Below are 22330 nucleotides of genomic sequence, written 5' to 3'. Positions count from 1 at the left end.
TCACGAATAACTTAAAATCAGTTTATTTCCCATACGATCGGATTCACCAGATGCGCCGGACGATGACCGCCGATCGCATCGATTAAATGATTAGCGGCCAAGCTCGCCATCTTGATACGCGTTGCAACACTAGCGCTGCCGATATGAGGCAAGCTGACCAAGTTGGGCAAAGTCAACAACGGATGGTCAGGGACAACCGGCTCACGTTCGAACACGTCCAGGCCGGCGGCCCAGATAGTACCGTCTCGCAGCGCCTCATACAAGGCATCCTCATTGACAATACCACCACGGGCGGTATTGATAAGCACAGCTGTCGGTTTCATCCGACGCAACTCTGCCGGACCAATCAAATTATGTGTCTGTGGAGAATAAGGTGTCAGCACACAGACGAAGTCTGACATACGAAGCAGCTCGTTCATATCGGTGTATCGAATACCGTAAGCTTCTTCCGTCTCTGCCTTTCGTGTGCGGTTGTAATACAGCACATTCATGTTAAAGCCTTTGGCACGCCTAACCAACGCTTCGCCGATGCGCCCCATTCCGATTATACCGAGGGTAGAGCCAAACACATCTTGACCCGTCAGCAACATAGGAGACCAAGTCTGCCAATCTCCTCTATGCAAGTATTCAGAAGCCTCAAGCAGCCGCCGTGCTGTAGCCATCAATAGCGCGAATGTAAGGTCTGCTGTTGTTTCTGTCAGTACATCAGGTGTATTGGTGACCATGATACCACGTCGTGTCGCCGCTTCTACATCAATATTGTTGTATCCTGCTGCCATATTACTGACTATCTTTAATCGGGGAGCCCGCTCCAGAAGAGCCTCATCGACCCGATCAGTCAGTAAACAATACAACCCTTCAACATCGGTAATCTCTCGTTCCAAAACATCCCGCGGCACCGGCACATCGCTCTCTGACCATACACGCACCTCACAGGTCTGCCGAATAATGGCTAACACTTCATCCGGAATTTGTCTTGTAACGTACACTTTTGGTTTCATTTTTACCATACCTTCCATAATCCTTTTGAATCAAATATTTATACGGTTATGCAATTCACGAATCGGATCGCCCAACGCCTTTTTAATCTCCGCAATCTCGTCAGACATGCGCGCCATAAAAGCGGTCATATCCGAAGCATGAACAAGCAAATTCAAACCCGCCTTCGCCCATTGAATTTCCTGGTCAATTCCAAAGAAATAGTGGATTCCCGCAGCAACACCTGCCGCCCTCGCCTTGCTAATAATCGTTTCGACTGCTTCCACGAAGATGGGATGACGATACTGTTCCGGCACTCCCAGACTGCAGGACAAATCATGCGGACCGATAAGAACCGCATCCAGCTGATCCACGGCAAGAATGTCATCAAGCGCTTCTAGCGCGGGAACGCTTTCGATATTCACAATGAGCAGATTGGACTCATTATACTCCTGAATATATTCATTCAACTCCGCTTCCGCCGAATCGGACGGTTGACCTTGCAACTCGGCGCGCCGTCTAGCGAACTGGCCTTTTAACGGCCGGAGTTTAACGGCTGCCCGGAGTGCCTTGACCTGCTCAGGCGTTTCGATGTATGGCGCGATAATCCCGGAAGCACCGCCGTCAAGCGCCATACTCGCCTGATAGGGATCCGGCGAAGGAATACGCACGATCGGCGCCAATTCGAGCGCCTTGTATGTTTGACACATCCAGGACAACAAACCGCGATCCAACGCCATATGTTCGGCATCAAGAAAAACAAAATCAATATCAAGCTTGCTCACTTCTTGAGGCCACCTCGGGGAAGTCGATACGATCAATGTCCCGTACACGCGGCCGCCATTTTTCAGTTCATTCATCAACTGTTTACTGTTCATACATACCTCCAAGGACTAAAATCAGATTACAGGCACTTTGATTACGGCCTTCTTAATGATCTCGGGTTTTCCGCAAGACAGACAGGGCATGTGCGCGTCCTGGGGATAAAATATTGCGAAGCTTCCTTCATGTACGGTCATGGTATCCCCTTCGCCCTCCAGTACGACAAAATCTTTAATCGGACAGTATGGCTCCTTTACTTTTAATCGGTTCACATGGGCAAATCCCATGCTTTCACTTCCTTGCAGCATATACTGCACGTCAATATAATTTTGATGAGCTTCCCAAAAGCTGTCTTTCACTTCGCGTGTCTCGTACTGCTGCAGCAGTAAGAACATGTCGCTGCCTTCGATTTCATATCTGCCGGGCTCCCGGTCGATCAAAGGATAACGCTGCAAATAGTTCAGTGCAGCCCCAATCTTTGCATGCATTTCTGCATAGATAGCCGCATTTTCAAGTTGATCAATGATCATTTCTTTGTATCTCCTAAAGACGCGACAACGCATCATTATATATTTTTTCAATCTCAGCGACTCCTGCATCAAGCATCTGCTGGCGGAACGCGCCCCATTCACTCATCGGCCGCGTACCCATGATGAATCGGTCCACGCCTTGCTCGAATATAGTCGTAACTTGAATTTCTAATCTCCTGAGCGCTTCAGATTCCTCCTCGGTAAACGGAGGATTATTGCCCATAAATTGAATCGTGCCTTCTTCGGTAAGACGGTCAATACGTTCCGACATGTCTATAAGCAGGTCTTCGGAAATGTCTGCCAACGTGCCTTCGTGAACATACTTTGCAAATGTAAGATAGCCTACTCCCAATGTACTCTGTGTAGCTGAAAATACATCTTGCTGGTCCTTATGATCATCGAGAATACTCTGAAGAATATAAGGCTTCCCATCTCTCATTTCATAAGTTTCGCCTTCAATTCCGAAATTGGTGACCAGCATACCCTCTTCCGAATACATCCAATCCATAAAACGAACGGCTGCTTCAGGGTCTTTCACCTTGGAACTGATAGCAGTGCTAGTGCCAAGCCAATCCTGTTCATATCGCAAGCTTCTCGTTTCCCCATACTGATTTTGCAATGGACCAATAATATCGAATTTGGCTTTAGGATCAATTTCGGCTATTGCCGGGTTGAATAATCTTACCGCATGCGTGTTGTTGTCATAAGTAAAGAAGGAACGACCGGAAGACAATTTCTCAACAGCCATTTGCTGCGTATTGACTGAATAGTCGGGATCAAGCAACTTATGACTGTACAATTTGTTCAAGTAAGCAACGACGTCTTTATAATTTTCGCTTGTCGGTCCAAAAACGTACCTGCCTTCTCTCGGCTCGAAATACATACCGCTTGTTGAAAAGCCTTGAAAGCCGCCGGCTCCCATAGGATATGCCAGTTGACCAAGCATGTACAACGTCCCTCTGCGACTTCCGACAAATGGGATACTTTCCGGATACGCTTCTTTAAATGCTAGTAGTACATCAAAAAGCTCATCAAATGTGCGGGGCTCCTCGAGATTCAACTCCTTCAGCAAATCCACACGCATAAGAGGTTGCGGGGCTACAGCCACACGATAATACTCCAAGGTTGGGAAAGCGTACAATTTCCCATCGACCAACATTTTCTTCATTTCTTCTCTATCTTCGATTGCTTTTTGGAAATTGGGAGCCAGATGCAAGTAATCAGATATGTTCAGAAAAATCCCCGTTCGGGCAAACATCTGAATATCATTTAAATCGACTGTGAGCATGTCGGGTATATTATTAGTAGCAATCAACGCATTCTTTCGCTCTACATAGTTGCTTGTTGGCACCGACTCCAGTTGTAATTGCACATTCATCCGGCTTAGTATTTCCCGTGTTACCGGAGTGTTCGAAAGAATAGGTTGATTGGGATTGTCCTCCAGCATCCAGCTTAACTTCAAAGGATTCGCCGGCAAAGGTTTCTTGCCTTCTGTGGCAGATGGCTGCGATGAATGCTGCCCGCTCGCAGGGGTGTTTTTCTCTGAAGACGGCGACTTATTGTTACTACCACTACAAGCTCCAAACAAGAGAGTAAAACTAAGCAGCATGCACGTAAGTCCTAACACATGTTTTTTCATTTTCAACATATGAATCCCTCCCAAATGAATTAAAACTTCCCATTTCCATTACTTTTGGTTCCACGTACAAATACAGTTGTAATCAGCCTTTCAAGGATCCTACCATCATACCCTTGACGAAATATTTTTGAATGAACGGGTACACGACCAATATTGGTGCAATAGTCACAATAATAACGGCATATTTGATGTTTTGTCCGGTAATCATAGCATTCATCGAAGCAGCAGCTGATTCTTGCGCGGCTACATTCCCCGCAATCACGATGTTCCTCATAATGAGCTGCATCGGATAGTTGCTCTTCTCATTCAGATACATCAGCGCAGGGAAGAAGCTATTCCAATGCCAGACTAAATAAAACAAAGTAATCGTCGCAATCACTGGCACTGATAAAGGTAAAATCATACGAAAAAAGATGCGTAAATCATTTGCGCCGTCAATGTAGGCGGATTCATAAATATCTTCTGGAATCTGCTGGAAGAAGGTGCGCATAATAATCATATAGAACACATGAATCGCAGGAGGCAATACTATCGCCCACATCGTATTAATAAGGCCCAAACCGTCAATCACAATATAATTGGGGATGATTCCACCTTCGAAAAACATCGTAAATATGACCAGCATAGCAAAAAAGGATCGCCCAAAAAATTTTTTGCGAGCAAGCGGATATGCGCAGAAGGCAGTCAGGGTCACATTAATCAACGTACCTACAGTCGTATACAGGAACGTATTTTTATACGAACCCAGTATATCTGGATCCTTTAAAACTGCCTTATACGTATCCCATGACGGAGACACCGGCCATAACTTGATATCACCTCTAAGCACAGCATGACCATCACTAACCGATACGATGAACATATGGTAAATCGGGTACAGTATAGTCATACTCAAAACAACCATGAATAAAATATTCGCAGCGTCAAATATCTTCCCCGCGTTTATACGCACTAAATTCATCTCCTCCCCTACCATAAACTGGTTGCATTTAGCCTTCTAGCTATATAGTTTGCACCTACAATCAATAAGAACGAGATTACGGATTGGAATAGACCGACGGCTGCTCCATAGCTGAAATCGGCACCAAGCAAACCGCGCCTGTACACAAAGGTGGAGATCACATCCGCTGTTTCATATGTCGGGCCGGTATAAAGCAGCAATATTTTTTCAAACCCGATCGAAATTAAGTCGCCCAGCGTTAGCAAAAAAAGAATCATAATAACGGAAGATATACCAGGGAGTGTAACATGTATGGCCTGCTTGATCCGGTTCGCGCCGTCCATTTTTGCCGCTTCGTACAAATGAGGATCAACGCTGCTTAACGCTGCCAAATAGATGATCGATCCCCAGCCAATCTTCTGCCAAACTTCAGATGAAACATAAATCGTTCGGAACCATTCCGGCATCATGAGAAACTGGATTTTATTGAAGCCCAGAGAGGCAATTATTTGATTAATTAATCCATCCGTAGCCAGGAAATTGACGAGCATGCCCGCTATAACAACTGTAGATAAAAAATGGGGCAAATAGCTGATGCTTTGCACCACTCGCTTAAAAGCTATGATACGAATTTCATTCAGCAGTAAAGCAAGTATAATTGGCGCCGGAAAATAAAAGATCAGCATATAAACGTTTAAAAGTACAGTGTTTCGGACTAGCTTCCAAAAATACGGTTCGAAAGTAAATTGTTCAAAATGCTTCAAGCCTACCCACTCGCTGTTTGATACACCTGCAAAAACGTTATAATCCTTAAAGGCGATCAGAATTCCGAACATCGGCCCGTACTTGAAAATAAGAAAGTACACAAGCGGCAACAGAAAAATCAAATATAAATATCCGCTGCTCTTTATTTGGTTCCATATGTGATTCCGTCTGCCTTTCCGCTCACTCATGCCCTTTGAGGAAGCAAGCCAAACCTCACTGTTCATTCATTCATCACTTCCCTTTTCTGTTCGAAGAGACGCTTTGTCTTTTCTTATTTCATTAAGCTTCTTGAACTCCAAAGGAGATACTCCTTCGTACTTTTTAAATGTCCGCAAAAAGGTCGTTCTGTTGAATATGCCTACTTTCTCAGCTACCTCATTAATACTGATATCACATGCAATCAATAATTGTTTTGCTTTGGAAATTCGTAAAAAACTGATATAATCCGTTAAATTATTTCCGGTTTGCTCTTTGAAAATTTTCGACAAATACTTCGTTGAAATACCCATTTGCTCAGAGATCTTTTCCAAATACAAATCATGCTCCAGATGTGTCTGAATATAATCCATCGTCGTAAGCACAATCGAGCTCAAATGATTACTCTGATTCTTTTCTGCCTCAATCATGTGAGTATAAAAAGCCATAAGCTTCTCATACTGCTCTTCGAATCGAATAATCAACTTGTCTGGACTTGCAATATATGTTTTGGCCTCAATCGAAATGTGCTCGTCATGCATGCCTTTTACCGTCATCAACTTATATCCTGTTCGTATCATTTCGTTGTGCAAGCCGTTCATCGCATGATATGACGCGCTATTCTTTTGGTTTTCCTCCATAATGAGTCGAACATGGTTAGATACCGCTTCCAAATCTCCAGAGTTGATGGCATGAATCAGTTGATTCTCCTCCTGAGACGAATATAGAAATGAATTCTCAAGCTTGGTCGCCTCGGCAGGAATAACTTGAAACTTTTCTTGTGCATTACGGCGTTGCAGCGCTGTCATCGCTTCGTTGAAAGAATGCGTTAAATCAGACAGTTCTGTACAAAATCGACCGCTTCCAATGATAATCCGGCAATACTTGAAATCGAACGAAAAAGTGTCATATATATGACGAATAATATTGTCCAGCACTCCTTTTTCATTGCCTTCCTCCATATTGACCACACAAACAAAGAGAAGATCGTTGTATTCCTGTACATATGCATGAGCAAATTCACGACTCAAGGCAGTGACGACATTATTAAGCTTGCTTAAAATAATTAAACGATCCGTATCCTGAACTTCCTGATAAAACGCTTCCGAAAATTGAAACCAGACGTTCAGGCAAACATAGCGATTTCCGGAAAAATGCCATTCATCTTTAAGAATGTTGTTCAAAATGTTCAATGTATCCGGTTCGACCGACCTCCCCATAAACAGATCGTAAAAAGTGTAGTCGAGAAACTCGCGAGAGATTTGCGAACTTTGTTTTTTAATTTGAGCGCTTTTATCATGCATTTGTTTAATATTCATACCGATATACTCGAAATCATTTTTATAGTTTATCCTTTCATCCAAATCTTCGAACCCGTTCACAATCTCGCTAATTTTTCGGATAGGATTATAAATTTTCATACTAAAAATAAATGAAAACACCACACCAAGAATTAAGAAAGTTACACTAATTGCCACAACGAATCCAAATATGCTTCGTGCTTCCTGATCCAGCGCGCTGAGTGGAGTCAACGAATAATACTTCCATCCGTATCTTTCAGAGTTTACATAGGCTAGCAAATACATGTTGTCGCGAAAGCGAATTTCCCGATAAGTCTTATCATGTTTGTCAAATGCATAATTCAATTGGTCCAATGAATGCTCGTCAATGAATGCAGAGTTGCTGCTAAGCATCAATTGCTCGTTTTCATTTATAACAAAAAAATCACTTTCTCTAAAAATGGAGTTTTCCGTAAATATTTTTAATATATTGTTTTCGGATAAATTGGCAGACACTACAGCATCATGACTGTTCACGTACGATTTCACAATAAAAGGAATGACCCGCCCCTTCCCTTGGCCATTAGTCGAGACCAGGGTCGGGGAAAGAATCTCAAAAGACTCTTGCCGGTCAAGCAAGCCTTTCCAAAAATCAACAGGGTACTTCTGATGCACGTAGAACTTTTCGAAATAAAGGGAGAATTCATCAGCGCCGCCTACAGTATAAATCCGTTCGTGATCCACGTATAAAAAGATATCTTCCGTAAACTCGGCAATAATATTTTCGGATTGCGCAATCGTTCTTGATATGTCCGACATTTGCACTCTTTGTTCCAGTGTCAGCATATCGTAAGGTCTTAGGACAGTTACAATCGCCTTGTTGCGAAGCAGGCCAAGACTGACTTCATGCACAGATCTCAAATACAGATCAACGGTTTTCGCTGATGACTGCAAGTAGTGCACTATTTTTTTTGAGTCTTCCTGTTTGGCCTGCATGGTCTGATATCCGTAAAAGATAAAAGACACAATTAACAACGGAACGAGCAATGTGAGAAAATAAAACAGGATGCGGTAAAACAATCGATTGGCTTTCATAAGATACCCCTCAACTTTGATAAATCAGTAGTTAGATCTATCTTAAGTAAACCACGATCCCTTGAAAATTATCTATTTTAAACGTGTCCTAGACTGTTGTTTTTTCTTAACCACAATTCGTTGATATAAGGTCCGATTCCTGATTCTTCATTAGCCCAAACAATCTCTAGTACCCCGGTCGGGATCATATCCGGAGTTACTTCAAAGGTTTCCATCAGTCCTCTGTGTTTTATACTGTCGTCTGCCGTACTCTTGCCATTAAGCAGCATATCAACGCCTCCTCCCCACAGGCCCATGACTTGCAAGGTATAGGAGCTGTGACAGTCCAAATTCGAATAGGTTACTTTGACTGGAGCTGAATAATAAGTAGACAGATTGGATATCCAGGCAAGCGGCGGACTTGTTAAACCAGGAAGAATACGATTCAACGTTTCCCTGCTAAGCAATGTATGCGAATTACTGCCATTTAAAATGGAATAAGCCGTTTCTAGCAAACCCGGGTTATGTCTGATAAGCGCTGTATTGAGATATCCAGGATCATCCTTCCACTCATGGGCAATTTCAACCTTTAATAACGACTGATCTGCTGCAAAGCTGTTATAAAACCCGCCTTCTCCAGGATCAGTTCTATAAATGATTGCATCCAAGGCCTCTACCCTTGAAGACTCATCCTTCATGGTTCTGATCACGTTGAAGGCTGACAAAAGATAGGCCATGTCATTAAGAGGAGTGTCTATCGCTTCTACGAAGGCTCCCCGGGTAATGCTGACTCCATGATGCTTCGACACTGTCAGCTGCGCGCCAATATGCGCAAACAATCGGTCTGTTAAATCTAAACATTTTTTTCTGTATTCCACGCAGACCGGATGTGTATATTTCTGATTCAGAATTTCTTCTGCCTGTTCCATTGCGGGCATAATCCCTGACTCATTCGCTCGATACAGCACCTCCATTGCTCGCTGCTCCAGCTCCTGCTCATGGATAAGCCTTCTTTGGACATAGGCATCATAATATGCTCTGAGCAGCCCCAATTCAAATCGATAGTTTTGTAAAACATTGTCACCCACTCTGCACTCCATCTTCTTCCATTGATTCAATGTGTGCGGGATTTGACGATTCGTCATCATCGGTCCTTCAAAGTTTTGTTCCAGTGCAAGAAGTCCATGAGCTACACTATACTCCACATCCGGATGTATGAAGAAACGGGCATATTCTCTCAGCGTCTCCAAAACAGGCGTGTCGGGGTTCCAATCCTGCCCGCTCCAGACATATTTATTCACATCGTCATTAATGCCCTCCGAATAAGTAAGCGAACCGACAATTCCTTCGTCCTTTAATTGATTATGAATATGCTTCATCGCCATTGGCCGAGGATTGATGCATTCTCTGGAATGAGTCAAAGCAAATGCCGTGTCCCAGTTGTGCACAGGGTACTGCGCGTTGATCGTATGCGTAATATCCGGGTAATTGCGAATCTTCATCCCCTCAGGGATCAATCTGCGCAATTCTGGCAACGAATGCTTCTCCCACGGCGCAAATGCGACTCCAGCGAGCCAGGCAGGCTCTTTCCTCACATTCGCATAGAACGTATCCAGCCATTCATCCGTAGGATTGAAAGCTTGCGGCGATACCCACAGCTTCGCATTCGGATGATACTTATTTAGCAATTCTGCTTCCATAGCCATAAAATCAAACAAATCCTGAGCGTTTAATGCACCGGGATCTCCGCCGGGGACCAGAATATGATCAATGCGCTTCAAGGAACTGAATATCTCTTCTCGTTCTTCCAATTGCCGCTTCAAGTATTCTGGCTTCATAAACTCCTCATCATTTCCAGTTGCGGGATACCAGTTATCCGGACTTCCCATATTCGGGTACCAGATCCACACATCCAAATCCATTACATCGCACACCTCCGAAACATGACGCATCATAAACAACGGGTCAACCTTCATTAGCGGTCCTGTTCTTTCATCGTCGGTGATTGGCGGTACAAGTTCGATACTATTCGTCCCGAACAATGCAAGCTCTCTAATATACTGCGAATAGATTTCAGGCGTCCAGGCGTCATAGGCATTCGTTTTGGGTCTGTAGCCCAATTGATGTCCTCGCAGGGAAAAATGCGGGGTTTCCGCCAAGTCCACATCAGTTGGAACTTCGATTTTGTTTTTTGTCAGATACATCATTCTTAGCAGCTTTCCAACACCATACAGCATCCCTCTGTCATCCGCCGATTCAATTTCGATTAACCGTCTTGCGCTCGAATGACTTATCTTAATTCGGTAGCCTTCCTGACCATAGACTGGGGATGATGAGTAAGTGCTGTCGCCGGAGGAACCTTGGGAATGGATCATTGTAATAGAGATGATCGGCCGTTGATCGACAGGAACAGAATCTAAAACAGGTAAGTGAATACCCGTTCTTCGTTCAATTTCTTCAATTAGTATACGAACCGCATGCCGGCCTCTAACAGACACAGAGTCCGATAAAAAAATACTCGCTTCGGAGAATTCGCATAGCTCCAGGTTATTCCTCCATCCATCGGTCATTTCTCAAACTCCTCCTGATATTTGGTGTATCTCGCATAACCTAAAGCTAGCCCAATTCAACCTTAATTGAAATAATCATCATTCCATCTGAGGATTCACATTTCCACATTATGCATGATGCATTTTTTTTCAATGATTCATTATTTCTTCATTACTTCATTTTTTTGATTCTACAGGTTCTGGAAGTGGGGCTCTACTTCCAAGCTTACTGGGGTACTTTGCGGGGAGCCCGGAACTTATACGCTAATAATGGAAAAAAGGCGAGCAGGAGCTGCTCGCCTTTTAGCTTATGATCGTCATTACGATTCATAATGAAATTACCATTCTGAAGGACACCAATTTGCAAGTAATGTGACTTTTTCGTGATTTTATAAGTGAAACGGGACCCCGAAAGGTCCCGTTTCGCTTTCTATATAAGGGCTTTGGCTTGATGGGTTACATCATGCCGCCCATAACATTAGGTGAGTTTTATATGTTTTTCGGGTATATTTTAGTGTTTTAAATCTATTTTGAGGGCCCTACTCTGTTAATGATTTCCTGATTGATCATGAGGCACTGTGACAGTTGCAGAAGAAACCGTTTGGTTGCCCGCATTGTCGGTTGCCATGTAGGTGATCGTATAGGTACGCCCTTTTTCAGCGCGTAAACTAAATGAAGTGGCCTCTGTACCAAGATTAGCATCAATGTCGCCTTGACCGCTATCCGAGTGATTGATCGTGATGGAGGTTAACACCACAGATTCAACACCCGATGTATCATCACTCGAATTTAGGGTGGCATGAATCGTAACCATTTTGTGATTCGCCGGCCATATGGACGTCTTATCCAAATGGACGAATAGTGATGGCGCCGTTTTGTCAACTTTAAACTCGATGGTTTTGACCTGTTCTATGTTGCCTGCTTGATCCTTGCTGCGGTAACCGAACTTATAAGTCCCTTCACCGAAGGCAGGAATGGAACCGGTGTAAGCAATCCAAGCCCCGTCATTCACCTGGTATTCGGTTGACGTCCCCCCTCCGTATACATTGGCGCTTACGGATAAGCTGATCGAAACATCGGTCGTATACCAGTTGTTGCTGCCGTTAGGTGCAGCCGGACTTAACTTTGCGACTGTTACAGGGGCAATCTTATTGATGTTGCTTACTACATAATTGGTTACATTCGATACGTTGCCTGCAGCATCCATACCTCTTGCATATACCGTGTCGTTAGACGAAACAACCATTGGCTCCCCGTACGTAGTCCATGTGCCATTTGCGCCCACTTTGAATTCTTTCACAGCAGCGTCATCCGGATAGCTAATCGTTAAGGTGACATCGGCATTGGTCGGTGCTGTGATATCTGCAGCAAAGATTGCATCTGCCGGAGCCGTCCTATCGATGTTTACCGTGACCGTTTGGATTGCCCCGATCATTCCGGCAGCGTTTGTTGAACGGTAATTTATCACATGAACGCCATCCTGATCTAAGACGATCGGAGAAGTATAGGAATGCCATGCAGCCCCGCCGTTCAGACTATATTCCGCTTTCCCGGAGGTCGACAATGCCATCGTAACTGGCACTGTGTACCATCCGTCCAAACCATCCGGCTCGGATGGCGTCATAACTGCTGATGGTTCATTCTCTGCTCCTGTCAGCCTTACCGGTTTGAAAAGTGCTGGGTTCTTGGCAGTGCCGATCCCTGATCCCCACTCGACATACCCCTTTCTCCCTTGACCATCATTATCATTGACGAGAAAGGAGAAGCTGAACAATCCGTCTGCGGGATCGATCGGACTAATTTCTTCCCAAGGCAGGGCTAACTCATAGACGGTTTGCTGCTTGTCATCGTCACGTTTAACAACCAGCTGCCCATTTTGGGCGCCGGGACTTCTCCCATGCGCATACCAGCTGTAAATTTGAGGTCCTTCCGGTGTCAATGCGATCCCATATTCGAATCGCTCCTGACGCTCTCCCGGATAACCAGCCGCCAATGCAAATTGAATGCTGTCTCCTTCCCAAATCTGATCGCCTACAGCCTTCTGTGAGAAAATATCATCCTGAATTCGTGCGCTGAAATATAAATTTTGCTTATCCCAGCTCAGCCATGCCTGACCGCTTAAATCCGCTTCGCCATTATATGGCGATAATCGATTGTTGCCCTCCTTCATTATATCGATTACAGGTATATCTGTGACCTCATCAAGCGTTCCGTCAATTTTGATCATCTGCATTGGCATTTCAGTCACAGCAGTTTTATCCGGAATAACAACCTTGCCATTATAACTCAGAATTTCATTTTGCTGTGCGTGCAGCTTCAGCTCAAGATCGTAGGTTTTGGGTCCGTCAAGCTCACTTAATGGCAGCAGCACTTCAATGCTTGAACGGCCTGGAACTGACTTCTCAAGCTGTTCGGTCCCATTGCTTGCGCCGATACTCCATACAAGGCTGTCTACAGACTGTGGGGTTCCTGATTGATTGCTGATCGTAACACGCAGAAATTCATTATTCCGCTTCTCATCCCACTGATGCCTAGCCTGCAAGGTAAAAGGCCACTTAATATGCATTTGTGCATCCAGCCTGCCGATAACCTCGCCATTCATCATCAACTCTGCCGCTACAGGCCATATGCCTGCTTCTTGTTGTGGCGGCAAGGTGATGCTGATTTCCTCGCGCACACCGGCAGCCGTCTTCACCGGATAGTTCAGTTCTCCGATTTTCAGTACAGCATCGATCGGCTTGGCAGCAGGGGTCGTATTGTTCACCTGAAGCTTCATTATAATCGGCTCGCCAATTACGGCTTCACCGTCAGAAAGAATAAATTGGCTGCCAGCAGCTACCTCAGTAAGCTCTCCACGAACATAAATGGGCTGTTCAGAAAGCGATAGGTAGATAGTATTGTTATGGTCAGGAGCGAAGCTTTGAGCAACCCCCATCATATCAGTCACGATAATAGGAGTAGATGCTTTTAAAGTAATTAGTGTTGGCTCCGAAGACCACATGGCCCGGATATCCTCGTTGTGATCATTAAACAAAAAGCTATTAATTGAGTCATGTATAGTTTCCTTTTGTTCAAATTTTGCCACGCTCAATTGTCTTGCCATTACCCCGTAAGCTACATAGGAAGGTTTAGGTGCATATTTGCCGTATGGACTTGTAGCATTGCGAACAATACCAAAGTTCTGCTCTCTTTCAGTATTCAATATTCCATCATCCATAAAATCGTACCAGAAATATTTTTCAACACCGTTAGCGAGTGCCAACACATAACTTTTGGTTAAATAATTTGCTTGAACTTGCTCACTGACACCCTCAGACCCTTGGTGAGATGGCCAGCCCAGCTCACTGAGCCAAATTGGTTTTGTTTGTTGATTGTTATACTTTTTAATTAAATTTTGAACTCTGTTTAAATCTCCAACCAATCCACTTTCAGGGGAAAGAGGGTAGCGGTATGGATGAATGGATATGGCATCCAAGTACTGCAGTCCGCCAAGTTGGAATAACTCCTCAATCCAAGCAGTAGGAGCCCCCGCAGTGGCAGGTCCGACAACTGTAACAGTTGAATGCTGTGATTTGAGTTTTTCATAAGTTGCTTCAAGCAACGGCAAATAATGCTGGCTGTTATTGTGTTCTCCCAAACCGTGATTGAATTCATTGTAAACTTCCACAGCATCGACCAGAGTCGGATATTGATTCAGAATAGAATTTCCGTAGTTTGCGAAACCATTATGTCCAGCATCAGTATATGGTTTTTTCCCCTCGTCATAGAGTGGATTACCATAAGATAACACGATAAACGGCTTGATTCCGCTCTGCTCAATCGCATTCATATAATCGTTGTACTTAGCCGGAAACTCATACTGTCCTAGCGCCTTCTCCACATCTTTCCAATAAATCTCATCCCGAATCGTCTTGGCTCCTAGCTTGCTGATCAAGGAGATCAGTTCCGTATTCCATGTCTGTCCGAAATGTGTGGCCAGCCCAAAAGGGGAGTCGTCAAACTGGTTAATGTCAAACGGCTCAAGCATCGCAAATGACGTTTCCGTCGTCGCCAACTGAGCTCCGCTTTGCAAGGCGGTTACCTGCAGGGAGTAATAGCCGTTCACCGTCACCGGTATTGCAATTGAGGCTGTTCCTGCAGGAGCTGGAATCGTGCCCTCCGCCACTTGGATGCCCCCAAAATTCACAGCCCGCCAGGCTATTTCGTCACCAGCTGTTACTGCTTCTATAATCGGCTGTTCCCCTTGTATAAAAATATTGCCGAGCTTCGTTTGGTTAAGCCTGAGCGGCGGCATCGGAACGAAAGCGGTTACATCACTGACCTGAATCTGCCCGATTTTTTTACCACCTATTAGATCCTTACGATCCAGAATAAGTACAATTTCTTTGGCAGGCGCATGCCAGATGCCGTCATTGGCACCGCCCCAGCTTGAATAGTCAATTCCGCCGTTAAATACGTTGACCTCAATATTCTCATACTGGCCATTCGCAGTTAATGCAAGTTTCTGCTGGTGAACCTGCCCTGTGTTATCAATCATACGCAGACGAACAAAGGAGGAATCCTCTGTTTTCACGCGGAGGTCCAACTTCTTAATATCAAGCCAATCTAAGGGACGGCGGGCAGCCACATACAGCCCCCCATTCGTAAAATCACCCATCATTTTCGCTATATAACCATCTGTTCCAATGCTCATATCTGTCCCTTGCTCTTGTTGAAAAAAACCGACGGCTCCCGGAAACTCCGGTCCATTTTCGAATTTCCAATAATTGAAATCTTCCTTAAAATTGCCGAGTTCCTTGTTCTCTACGTTCATATTTGCAGTGACAGCCCCATCATCTGCTAGTACCGAGCCAACAGAGGTGAAAAGCAGCACCAAAGTCAATACTGCTGTAATAACTTCACGCATTTTTCTATGTTTGATTAGCTTCATCTTCTTCATTCCTTTACTCTTAATTTGTTATCATTTTGCGAAATAGAAATGCGAATATAGTAAGGAAAAACGAGCCAAATTGATAGGCAATGAATACAATTCGGCTCGTTTCCAGACAGATTGATGCTAGTTTAGTCGAACTTCATTTTGTAAAGATCCTCCATGAATACCCACTTGTCTTTGTTTTCCTGATACCATTTTTTATGCCAATCTTCCGCTTTTTGCCCGCCGGTATTATACCACGCGTCCTTGATCTCTTTCACCGCTTGATCCAGATCTCCATTACTTACCACAGCTTTCATAATAGTGTCATGCCATTGCGTCCAGCCTCCATCAACAGTTGCGTTAATATCCTTTTCCAAGTTCGGTCGGATTTTGAAATGGGTATACCCTGGTACAGGCCGACTCGGATCAATATACATTTCATCCATCTGTCGTGAAATTTTAATCCATTCCTGGTCGAAAGGATCTTTGGAACTTAAAGAAACACCGTCCTTCTGGTATTCCTTTATTGCGTATTTCGACATAAACATTCGATAGTCGGCGTTGTAGTCCATTTCCTTTGCATTCTTCTCTCTATCAATTACTTCAGGCGCACCATCCGCCCCTTTAGTATAGTGCACCCCCTCTTCCCCATTAAGAAAGTGCTCCACCGTAGACGTTTCAATCATGAAGTCAATATACTGCATAACGGCCTGCGGATTTTTCGCATTCGCATTTACTACTCCTACTACATCAATCGGTGAACCAAAGTCGGGACTGTACTTCCCATAAGATGTTTCCGGAAGAAGAATCGGAATAATTTCTACATTAGGAGCATTCTTTTTCAAAATTTCATAGTTCTTCTTGACATTGACCACGGTGTCTACAAAAATGCCTGTTTTTCCGTTAGCAAAATCTTGTTGTGCTTTTTGTCCGGTCTTGTCCGTTAGAAAATCTTTATCAACTACTCCATTCTCAAACAATTTTTTCTTCACTTCTGCTGCTGGCTTAATACGATCAAACTGTCTGACCAATTCACCGTTTTCGATAATAAACAGCTCACTGCCAAACATTTTGTCGATAATAGTATGCTGATTCATGTTAAATCCATAAGTATCATCCTTCTTGTTGCCATCAGGATCTTGATGTGCAAAAGCATAGGCTGTCTCATAGAACTCGTCAATTGTTTCCGGTACTTTTAGCCCCAATTTATCCAACCAATCTTTTCTAATAACCATAACAGTAAGTGCTGTTGGCTTGTTTACTAGACCTATTTGATACGTTTTTCCATCCGGCATTGCCGAGACTTGTTTCAACTGCGGAAATTGCTCAAGTAGTTTTTTGTAGTTGGTGCTGTAGTTTTCAATAATATCATCCAATGGCATTAATTGCTTTTGCGCCCATAACTGGTTGCGCATCACAGCACTATACTCCAGTACAAGGTCCGGGGCACTGCCTGATGCAAAGAGCACCGGAATTTTCTGATCCGACCCCGCTCTCGGAATAGGCACATAGTCAACATCAACCGGTCCGTTCTCGTTAACCCATTTTGTCCAACGGTTGTTGCCATAAGTCCCTTCATCAGGAGATATCTGACCGCGATCATAGATCGTCACACTTATCTGTCCGCGCTTTTCCGTTTCTGTTGCTTGCCCTTCATCTGTTTGCTGTTCAGTTTGTCCGGTGGCCGCAGGCTGTTGATTATTGCCTCCCGCCCCATTATTTCCGCTGCAACCGGACAGAACCGCTCCCGTCGCCAATATTGCTGTCAATGCCAAAGCTGTCGATAACGATTTCAACTTCCTTTTACTCATGCAAACCCCTCCATCGTCTCATTGTCCCTTACAATTAAATATAAATGAAAATCATACGGCAAAATAAACATCCTTATTTGTGTTGCGCATCACCCCTTTCACGCCATTTCATTCCTTGGTCCTATCCTTTCACTGCGCCAAGCATAACGCCTTTGACAAAATACTTTTGCAGGAATGGGTAAATCACCAGCATAGGAAGCGTCATGACAATAACACTTGCCGATTTAATAGATTCTGGCGTGAGCATCTGGTAATCTTCCGGATTTAAATTGCTCATTTCTGTTAAGAGAGTTGAACTCTGAATCATATTTTGAACCAAGACGGAAAGGTTGTACTTATTCGAATCATTAATATAGATCATCACGTTGAAAAAAGAATTCCAGTGCGCAACCCCATAAAACAATGTCAATGTCGCAATAACCGGCAAGGACAATGGAAGGATAATTCTTAGAATCAGCTTCCACTCACTGCAGCCGTCCATTCTTGCTGCGTCCTCCAGTTCCTCGGGAATTGCTGTAAAGAAAGAGCGTAATAACAGCATATTGTAGACGCTAATAAGTCCCGGCAGCCACAATGCCCAATAGCTATCGACCAAATGCAGCGACTTTACCAGCATATAATCGGGAATAAGCCCTGCCTTGAATAGCATCGTAAACACAAGCGACAGCGTAAAAAAACGTCTGAGGTAAAATTGCCTTTTGGACAAAGGATAGGCAGCCAAAATCGTAAGCAGCATATTAAAGGCTGTACCTGCTGCTGTTATGAACAAACTGTTCTGAAACGCCCTTACAATATTCGTCCCCTCAATCATACTCGCGTAAGCCCGCCATGAAGGTTCGACAGGCCATAAGCTGACCTTCCCTGTCGCAATAGCCGTGTTACTGCTGAGCGATACAGCCAAAATATGAAGCAGGGGCAACAGGCAAACAAGTCCTGCGGCAGTCAGTATGACAAAATTAACGGTATAGAAACCCCGTTCTCCCAAAGAATCCTTCATTCTTAATCTCTCCCTACAATTATTACTTCAGCTTAGCCTTATCGTTTTACCACATTCCCTGGTCAAACTTGCGTGCAATCGCATTTGCGGTTAACACAAGCACCAGGCCAATCAGTGATTCAAACAGCCCCAATGCAGTACCATAACTGAATTCCCCGGTACCAAGTCCATATTTGAAGTTCCATGTGCTGATAACTTCAGAAATATCGGAAACAAGCGCATTTTGCAGGACGAACACTTGATCAAAGCCAACCTCCATGACGTGGCCAATGTTCAAAATAAACATCAGCACGACTGTTGTTTGTATTCCGGGCAAGGTGACATGCCATATTTTTCGCCATTTGTTGGCACCGTCGATACTAGCTGCCTCGTAGAGACTAGTATCTATAGCGGTCAGCGCAGCCAAATAAATAATGGCGCTCCAGCCCGCTCCCTTCCAAATAGTAGAACCGGCATAGATCGAAAGCCAAGTAAAGTGTTTATACAAAAACGGGTAAACATCTCCCGTTACTGCTTTCACCAACTGATTAACAATACCGGTCTCTTGTGCAAATACCATAACAATCAAACCGCCGACAATGACCCAATTTAAAAAATGCGGTAAATAGACCAATGTTTGTACCCATTTTTTAAACCATGCTTTGCGTACTTCATTAAGCAATATAGCCAGCACAATTGGAAACGGGAATCCAACAAAGACATTTAACAGACTCAATATAAATGTGTTGCGGATGACATTCATCATTTGCGGATTACTAAATAAATACTTGTAATTCTCCAATCCTACCCAAGGGCTTCCCCATATCCCATCCGCCATGTTGTAATCTTTGAAAGCGATCACAATGCCCATCATCGGAATGTATTTGAAGATAATAAAATAAGCAGCAACCGGAATGAACATTATGATTAACGGCTTATTCAAATTCCATCTTCTGCTGCTAGCCAAGCGTTTGCCGTCCTTTATGGACGGCTGATTAAGCTGAGCCGCTGCAGGCCCGGATTCCAGTTGATCTCCCCTCATAAAAGCTCCACCTTTCTAATTCATGTTGCATCTGCCTGGTCGATACAATTGCATTATAGATGCCCTATATTGACAGCGGCAACTAACACCTATTGCATCAGATAACAGAATTGGAATCTATAAATAAGACGCTTAATTCCGGGCCACATAGCCTTTTTTGCAAGATAACATCTTCTTTCGGCAGCAATCCAGCCGAAGGCCGTTGCATCTATGGCTCTTGTGCATATGTCTTCCTTTGAACATCAAGGTGAAACGACTGTCGCCCTCCTTTGGCAGCGCTGCGCGTTTCGTTCCGAGAATTATAGGTCAAGTGGAGAAAACTTACACTTTCCTATAATTCAAAAAAGACCGTCCTAGCGGACGGCCTCCCTGCGGTAATCTCCCGGTGTGGCACCGGCTATTTTTTTGAACACACGATTGAAAGATACATAATGGCTATATCCAACCATACCGGCAATCTCTTGAACCGGCAGCTCAGTTTCCTTGAGCAAATGCATTGCCTGTTCAATTCGGATACGGGCTAAATAATCCACAAAGTTTTCGCCGGTCTCTTCCTTAAACAAACGACTCATATAGTTGGACTTAATATGAAATTGTTCGCCTATATAGGTTAGCGACATATCCGGATTATGGTAATGCTCTTTAATAAAGATACACACCTCTTGAATCATCGAATGAGAGGCTCTTTGCTCCCGAACTTGCTGAATCAAAGAAGCCTGCTCATGCATGATGATCATAATCTCAGAGGATAACTCATCCAACGTTTCCATACGATTAACTGCCAGTTCAAGCGCGGGTGCAGCTATATCTTCCCAATAGAGGCGAATGTCTTCCGGCAGCTCGATTAATTCGCGGTTAAACTGATAGAGCATATAGTTCATCAGATTGACAATATCGTCTCTCGAGAACAGATTTTTAGCGAAGCCGCCCATTATTTGCTCAAGCAGCTCGCTCCATTTTTCCTCGCCAAGCCGAAAGGCAGTCACCATGGCACGAATAGGCTGCAATTGATGGTACACATCCCCCGCAGATTGAACAGGAAGATCCAATTGAGTGATTACACGGTTATTGCCGATTACCGACTTATATTTTAATGCTTCTATCGCGCTTTCATACGATATTCCAATATCAGCTGCTTGATCTACTGTAACTCCTGCTGTAATGGTAACGGTAATATGCAGATTGTCTTTCACCCACTGCACCATCCCATTCATAACCCGAATAAAGGAGAGCTCATATTCACTAATATCTTTCGTATCCAATGAAATCAAAATTCCCATGCGCTGATTCGAAATCCACTCTGACCAAATATTCAGTCCTTGCTGCTGGACCAGCTCGGATACAACATTTATAAGGGCAAACCTTATTAATCCGCGGTCCCGCTCGCTGTAGCTTAAGCAAAAGTCATCATAGCGGTCAATATCCATAATACTTGCCTGGAGCCGTTCGGACGGGCTCTTCCAGCCCATGCAACGCGTCTGTTCCTCCCACTCCTCTTGAGCAATAATACGATTCCCCTGGAACAGTTCTTGAAAAAAGAGCTTGCGCCTAAAGATAACATCCTCGCCTGTTTGTTTGATCAAATCATCCAAGGCGCGCTCGATGAACGACAGCTCATCCTTGCCGCCGCTGCGCAGCGTGGACAAATTGATGCTGTCGTTGCCTTCAATCCGCTCCATAATTTTCCCGATTGGCTTATAGTTGCGTGCTGTCAAATAGATCATTGCTGCTGTCCCGACAAGCACAACGAGAATCGCCAGCGTAATCCATACGCTGGAGGGAACTGTATACACTGCAGCATATCCTCCATTGTTCATACCGCTATAAACCGTCCAGCCTGTGTAATCTGATTGGACCATGGAGATCATGTTCTTCCGCTTACATCCGATCTCATCTTCCGTATGAATCGCTTGCTTGCCTGTTGATCCTGCCACCAAGTTCCCCGCCTCATCGCAGATCAAGACGAAGTTCAGATCCGAACCTGAAAGTCCCGCCAATAAATCCCCTACCGCATCTGTCTGCAAATTGACAATCATCATGCCCTCATCTCCGGACAACAGCGGATAGCGGATAAAGAGCGAGAACAATCTATGGGCTTGAGTGCCTAAACCTTTTACATACCGGGGACTTGTCCAGAAGCGATGACTCGCCTCTTGCTGCTGCATCATTACAATAAAATCCTTATCCAGCATATTGTCCAGCCTTAGCATGGCATAGTTGGTCATGATAGTCTGATCACTGAACCGCACCAAATAGACCGAGTCGATCAAAGGATAGTTATTCACAATGCCTGATAGCTTTTTAGACAGCTCATATTCTGTTAAATACTTATTTGTGCCTGCTCGCGGATTAAAAAATTGACGCCATATCTCGTTAAGGCCCAATTCGTTCAGCATCATCTGGTCAACTGTACGCAGAGAATAATCGACAGACTGCGACACCTGACGAGCAAACAATTGATTCGCCCGCTGCGCTTCACGCTTGCCTTCCTCGATCGCTGCCAGAACAAAAATTAGAATCAAAATCAGCGAAATTCCCATAAACAAAGGCAGGTAGGAAAGGAGAAGCTTCTTGAACCATGGCTTACGCAACAGCATAAACTACCCCCTTTATTTAGTTCTGATTTAGGGAACCTATATTATTATTACTGCGAATAAAATTGCAACAAACACCTCGATAATGCAGGAAGCTAGCTTCCGTTGTGCAGACTAACATCAACCAGTCTCCCCTCTCTGAATCTAGACAGACACGCGCAATAAACCCGTCCGTTTTCAATTCGCCGCACGAATTTTTGCAACAGTACCCTGATCAAAC

Annotated in this window: 13 protein-coding genes; all 13 read right to left on the bottom strand. The window is 44.2% G+C overall.

From position 1 onward, the window contains the following. Positions 1–17 precede the first annotated feature (17 nt). The 13 genes from M6D81_RS22145 to M6D81_RS22085 all read right to left on the bottom strand — a co-directional run bounded on the left by M6D81_RS22145 (position 18) and on the right by M6D81_RS22085 (position 22113). A complete protein-coding gene (locus M6D81_RS22145; RefSeq protein ID WP_262679299.1) occupies positions 18–1001 on the bottom strand; it encodes a 2-hydroxyacid dehydrogenase in 984 nt (327 codons plus the stop codon). A gap of 30 nt (positions 1002–1031) precedes the next feature. Beyond that, positions 1032–1856: an HpcH/HpaI aldolase family protein gene (locus M6D81_RS22140; protein WP_262679240.1), complete on the bottom strand. Its 825-nt coding sequence runs from the start codon at positions 1854–1856 to the stop codon at positions 1032–1034. A 21-nt stretch (positions 1857–1877) separates the two neighbouring features. Then, positions 1878–2330 carry a NanQ anomerase/TabA/YiaL family protein gene (locus tag M6D81_RS22135; protein WP_262679239.1) on the bottom strand — a complete coding sequence of 151 codons (453 nt, stop codon included), beginning with the start codon at positions 2328–2330 and terminating at the stop codon, positions 1878–1880. A gap of 13 nt (positions 2331–2343) precedes the next feature. Beyond that, complete coding sequence (locus M6D81_RS22130; RefSeq protein ID WP_262679237.1) at positions 2344–3978, bottom strand: extracellular solute-binding protein; 1635 nt, start codon at positions 3976–3978, stop codon at positions 2344–2346. Between the two features lie 73 nt (positions 3979–4051). Then, positions 4052–4930, bottom strand: coding sequence for a carbohydrate ABC transporter permease (locus M6D81_RS22125; RefSeq protein ID WP_262679235.1), 879 nt, complete (start codon positions 4928–4930; stop codon positions 4052–4054). Positions 4931–4938: 8 nt separating this feature from the next. After that, positions 4939–5862: an ABC transporter permease gene (locus M6D81_RS22120; protein ID WP_410795778.1), complete on the bottom strand. Its 924-nt coding sequence runs from the start codon at positions 5860–5862 to the stop codon at positions 4939–4941. Positions 5863–5898: 36 nt separating this feature from the next. Then, a complete protein-coding gene (locus M6D81_RS22115; RefSeq protein WP_262679232.1) occupies positions 5899–8244 on the bottom strand; it encodes a helix-turn-helix domain-containing protein in 2346 nt (781 codons plus the stop codon). Positions 8245–8321: 77 nt separating this feature from the next. Continuing rightward, positions 8322–10793, bottom strand: coding sequence for a hypothetical protein (locus M6D81_RS22110; protein WP_262679231.1), 2472 nt, complete (start codon positions 10791–10793; stop codon positions 8322–8324). A 526-nt stretch (positions 10794–11319) separates the two neighbouring features. Further along, complete coding sequence (locus M6D81_RS22105; RefSeq protein WP_262679230.1) at positions 11320–15711, bottom strand: OmpL47-type beta-barrel domain-containing protein; 4392 nt, start codon at positions 15709–15711, stop codon at positions 11320–11322. A gap of 122 nt (positions 15712–15833) precedes the next feature. Beyond that, positions 15834–17498, bottom strand: coding sequence for an extracellular solute-binding protein (locus tag M6D81_RS22100; RefSeq protein ID WP_262679229.1), 1665 nt, complete (start codon positions 17496–17498; stop codon positions 15834–15836). 121 nt (positions 17499–17619) lie between these two features. Next, positions 17620–18495, bottom strand: a complete 876-nt coding sequence (locus tag M6D81_RS22095) for a carbohydrate ABC transporter permease (protein ID WP_262679228.1) — start codon at positions 18493–18495, stop codon at positions 17620–17622. A gap of 46 nt (positions 18496–18541) precedes the next feature. After that, complete coding sequence (locus M6D81_RS22090) at positions 18542–19516, bottom strand: ABC transporter permease (protein ID WP_262679227.1); 975 nt, start codon at positions 19514–19516, stop codon at positions 18542–18544. Between the two features lie 353 nt (positions 19517–19869). Then, complete coding sequence (locus M6D81_RS22085; protein ID WP_262679226.1) at positions 19870–22113, bottom strand: AraC family transcriptional regulator; 2244 nt, start codon at positions 22111–22113, stop codon at positions 19870–19872. Positions 22114–22330: the final 217 nt, after the last annotated feature.

Source organism: Paenibacillus sp. J5C2022 (assembly GCF_025567625.1).
Taxonomy (GTDB): Bacteria; Bacillota; Bacilli; order Paenibacillales; family Paenibacillaceae; genus Pristimantibacillus.
Note: the sequence above shows the minus strand (reverse complement) of the source record. Positions and strands in the feature narration are given on the sequence as shown.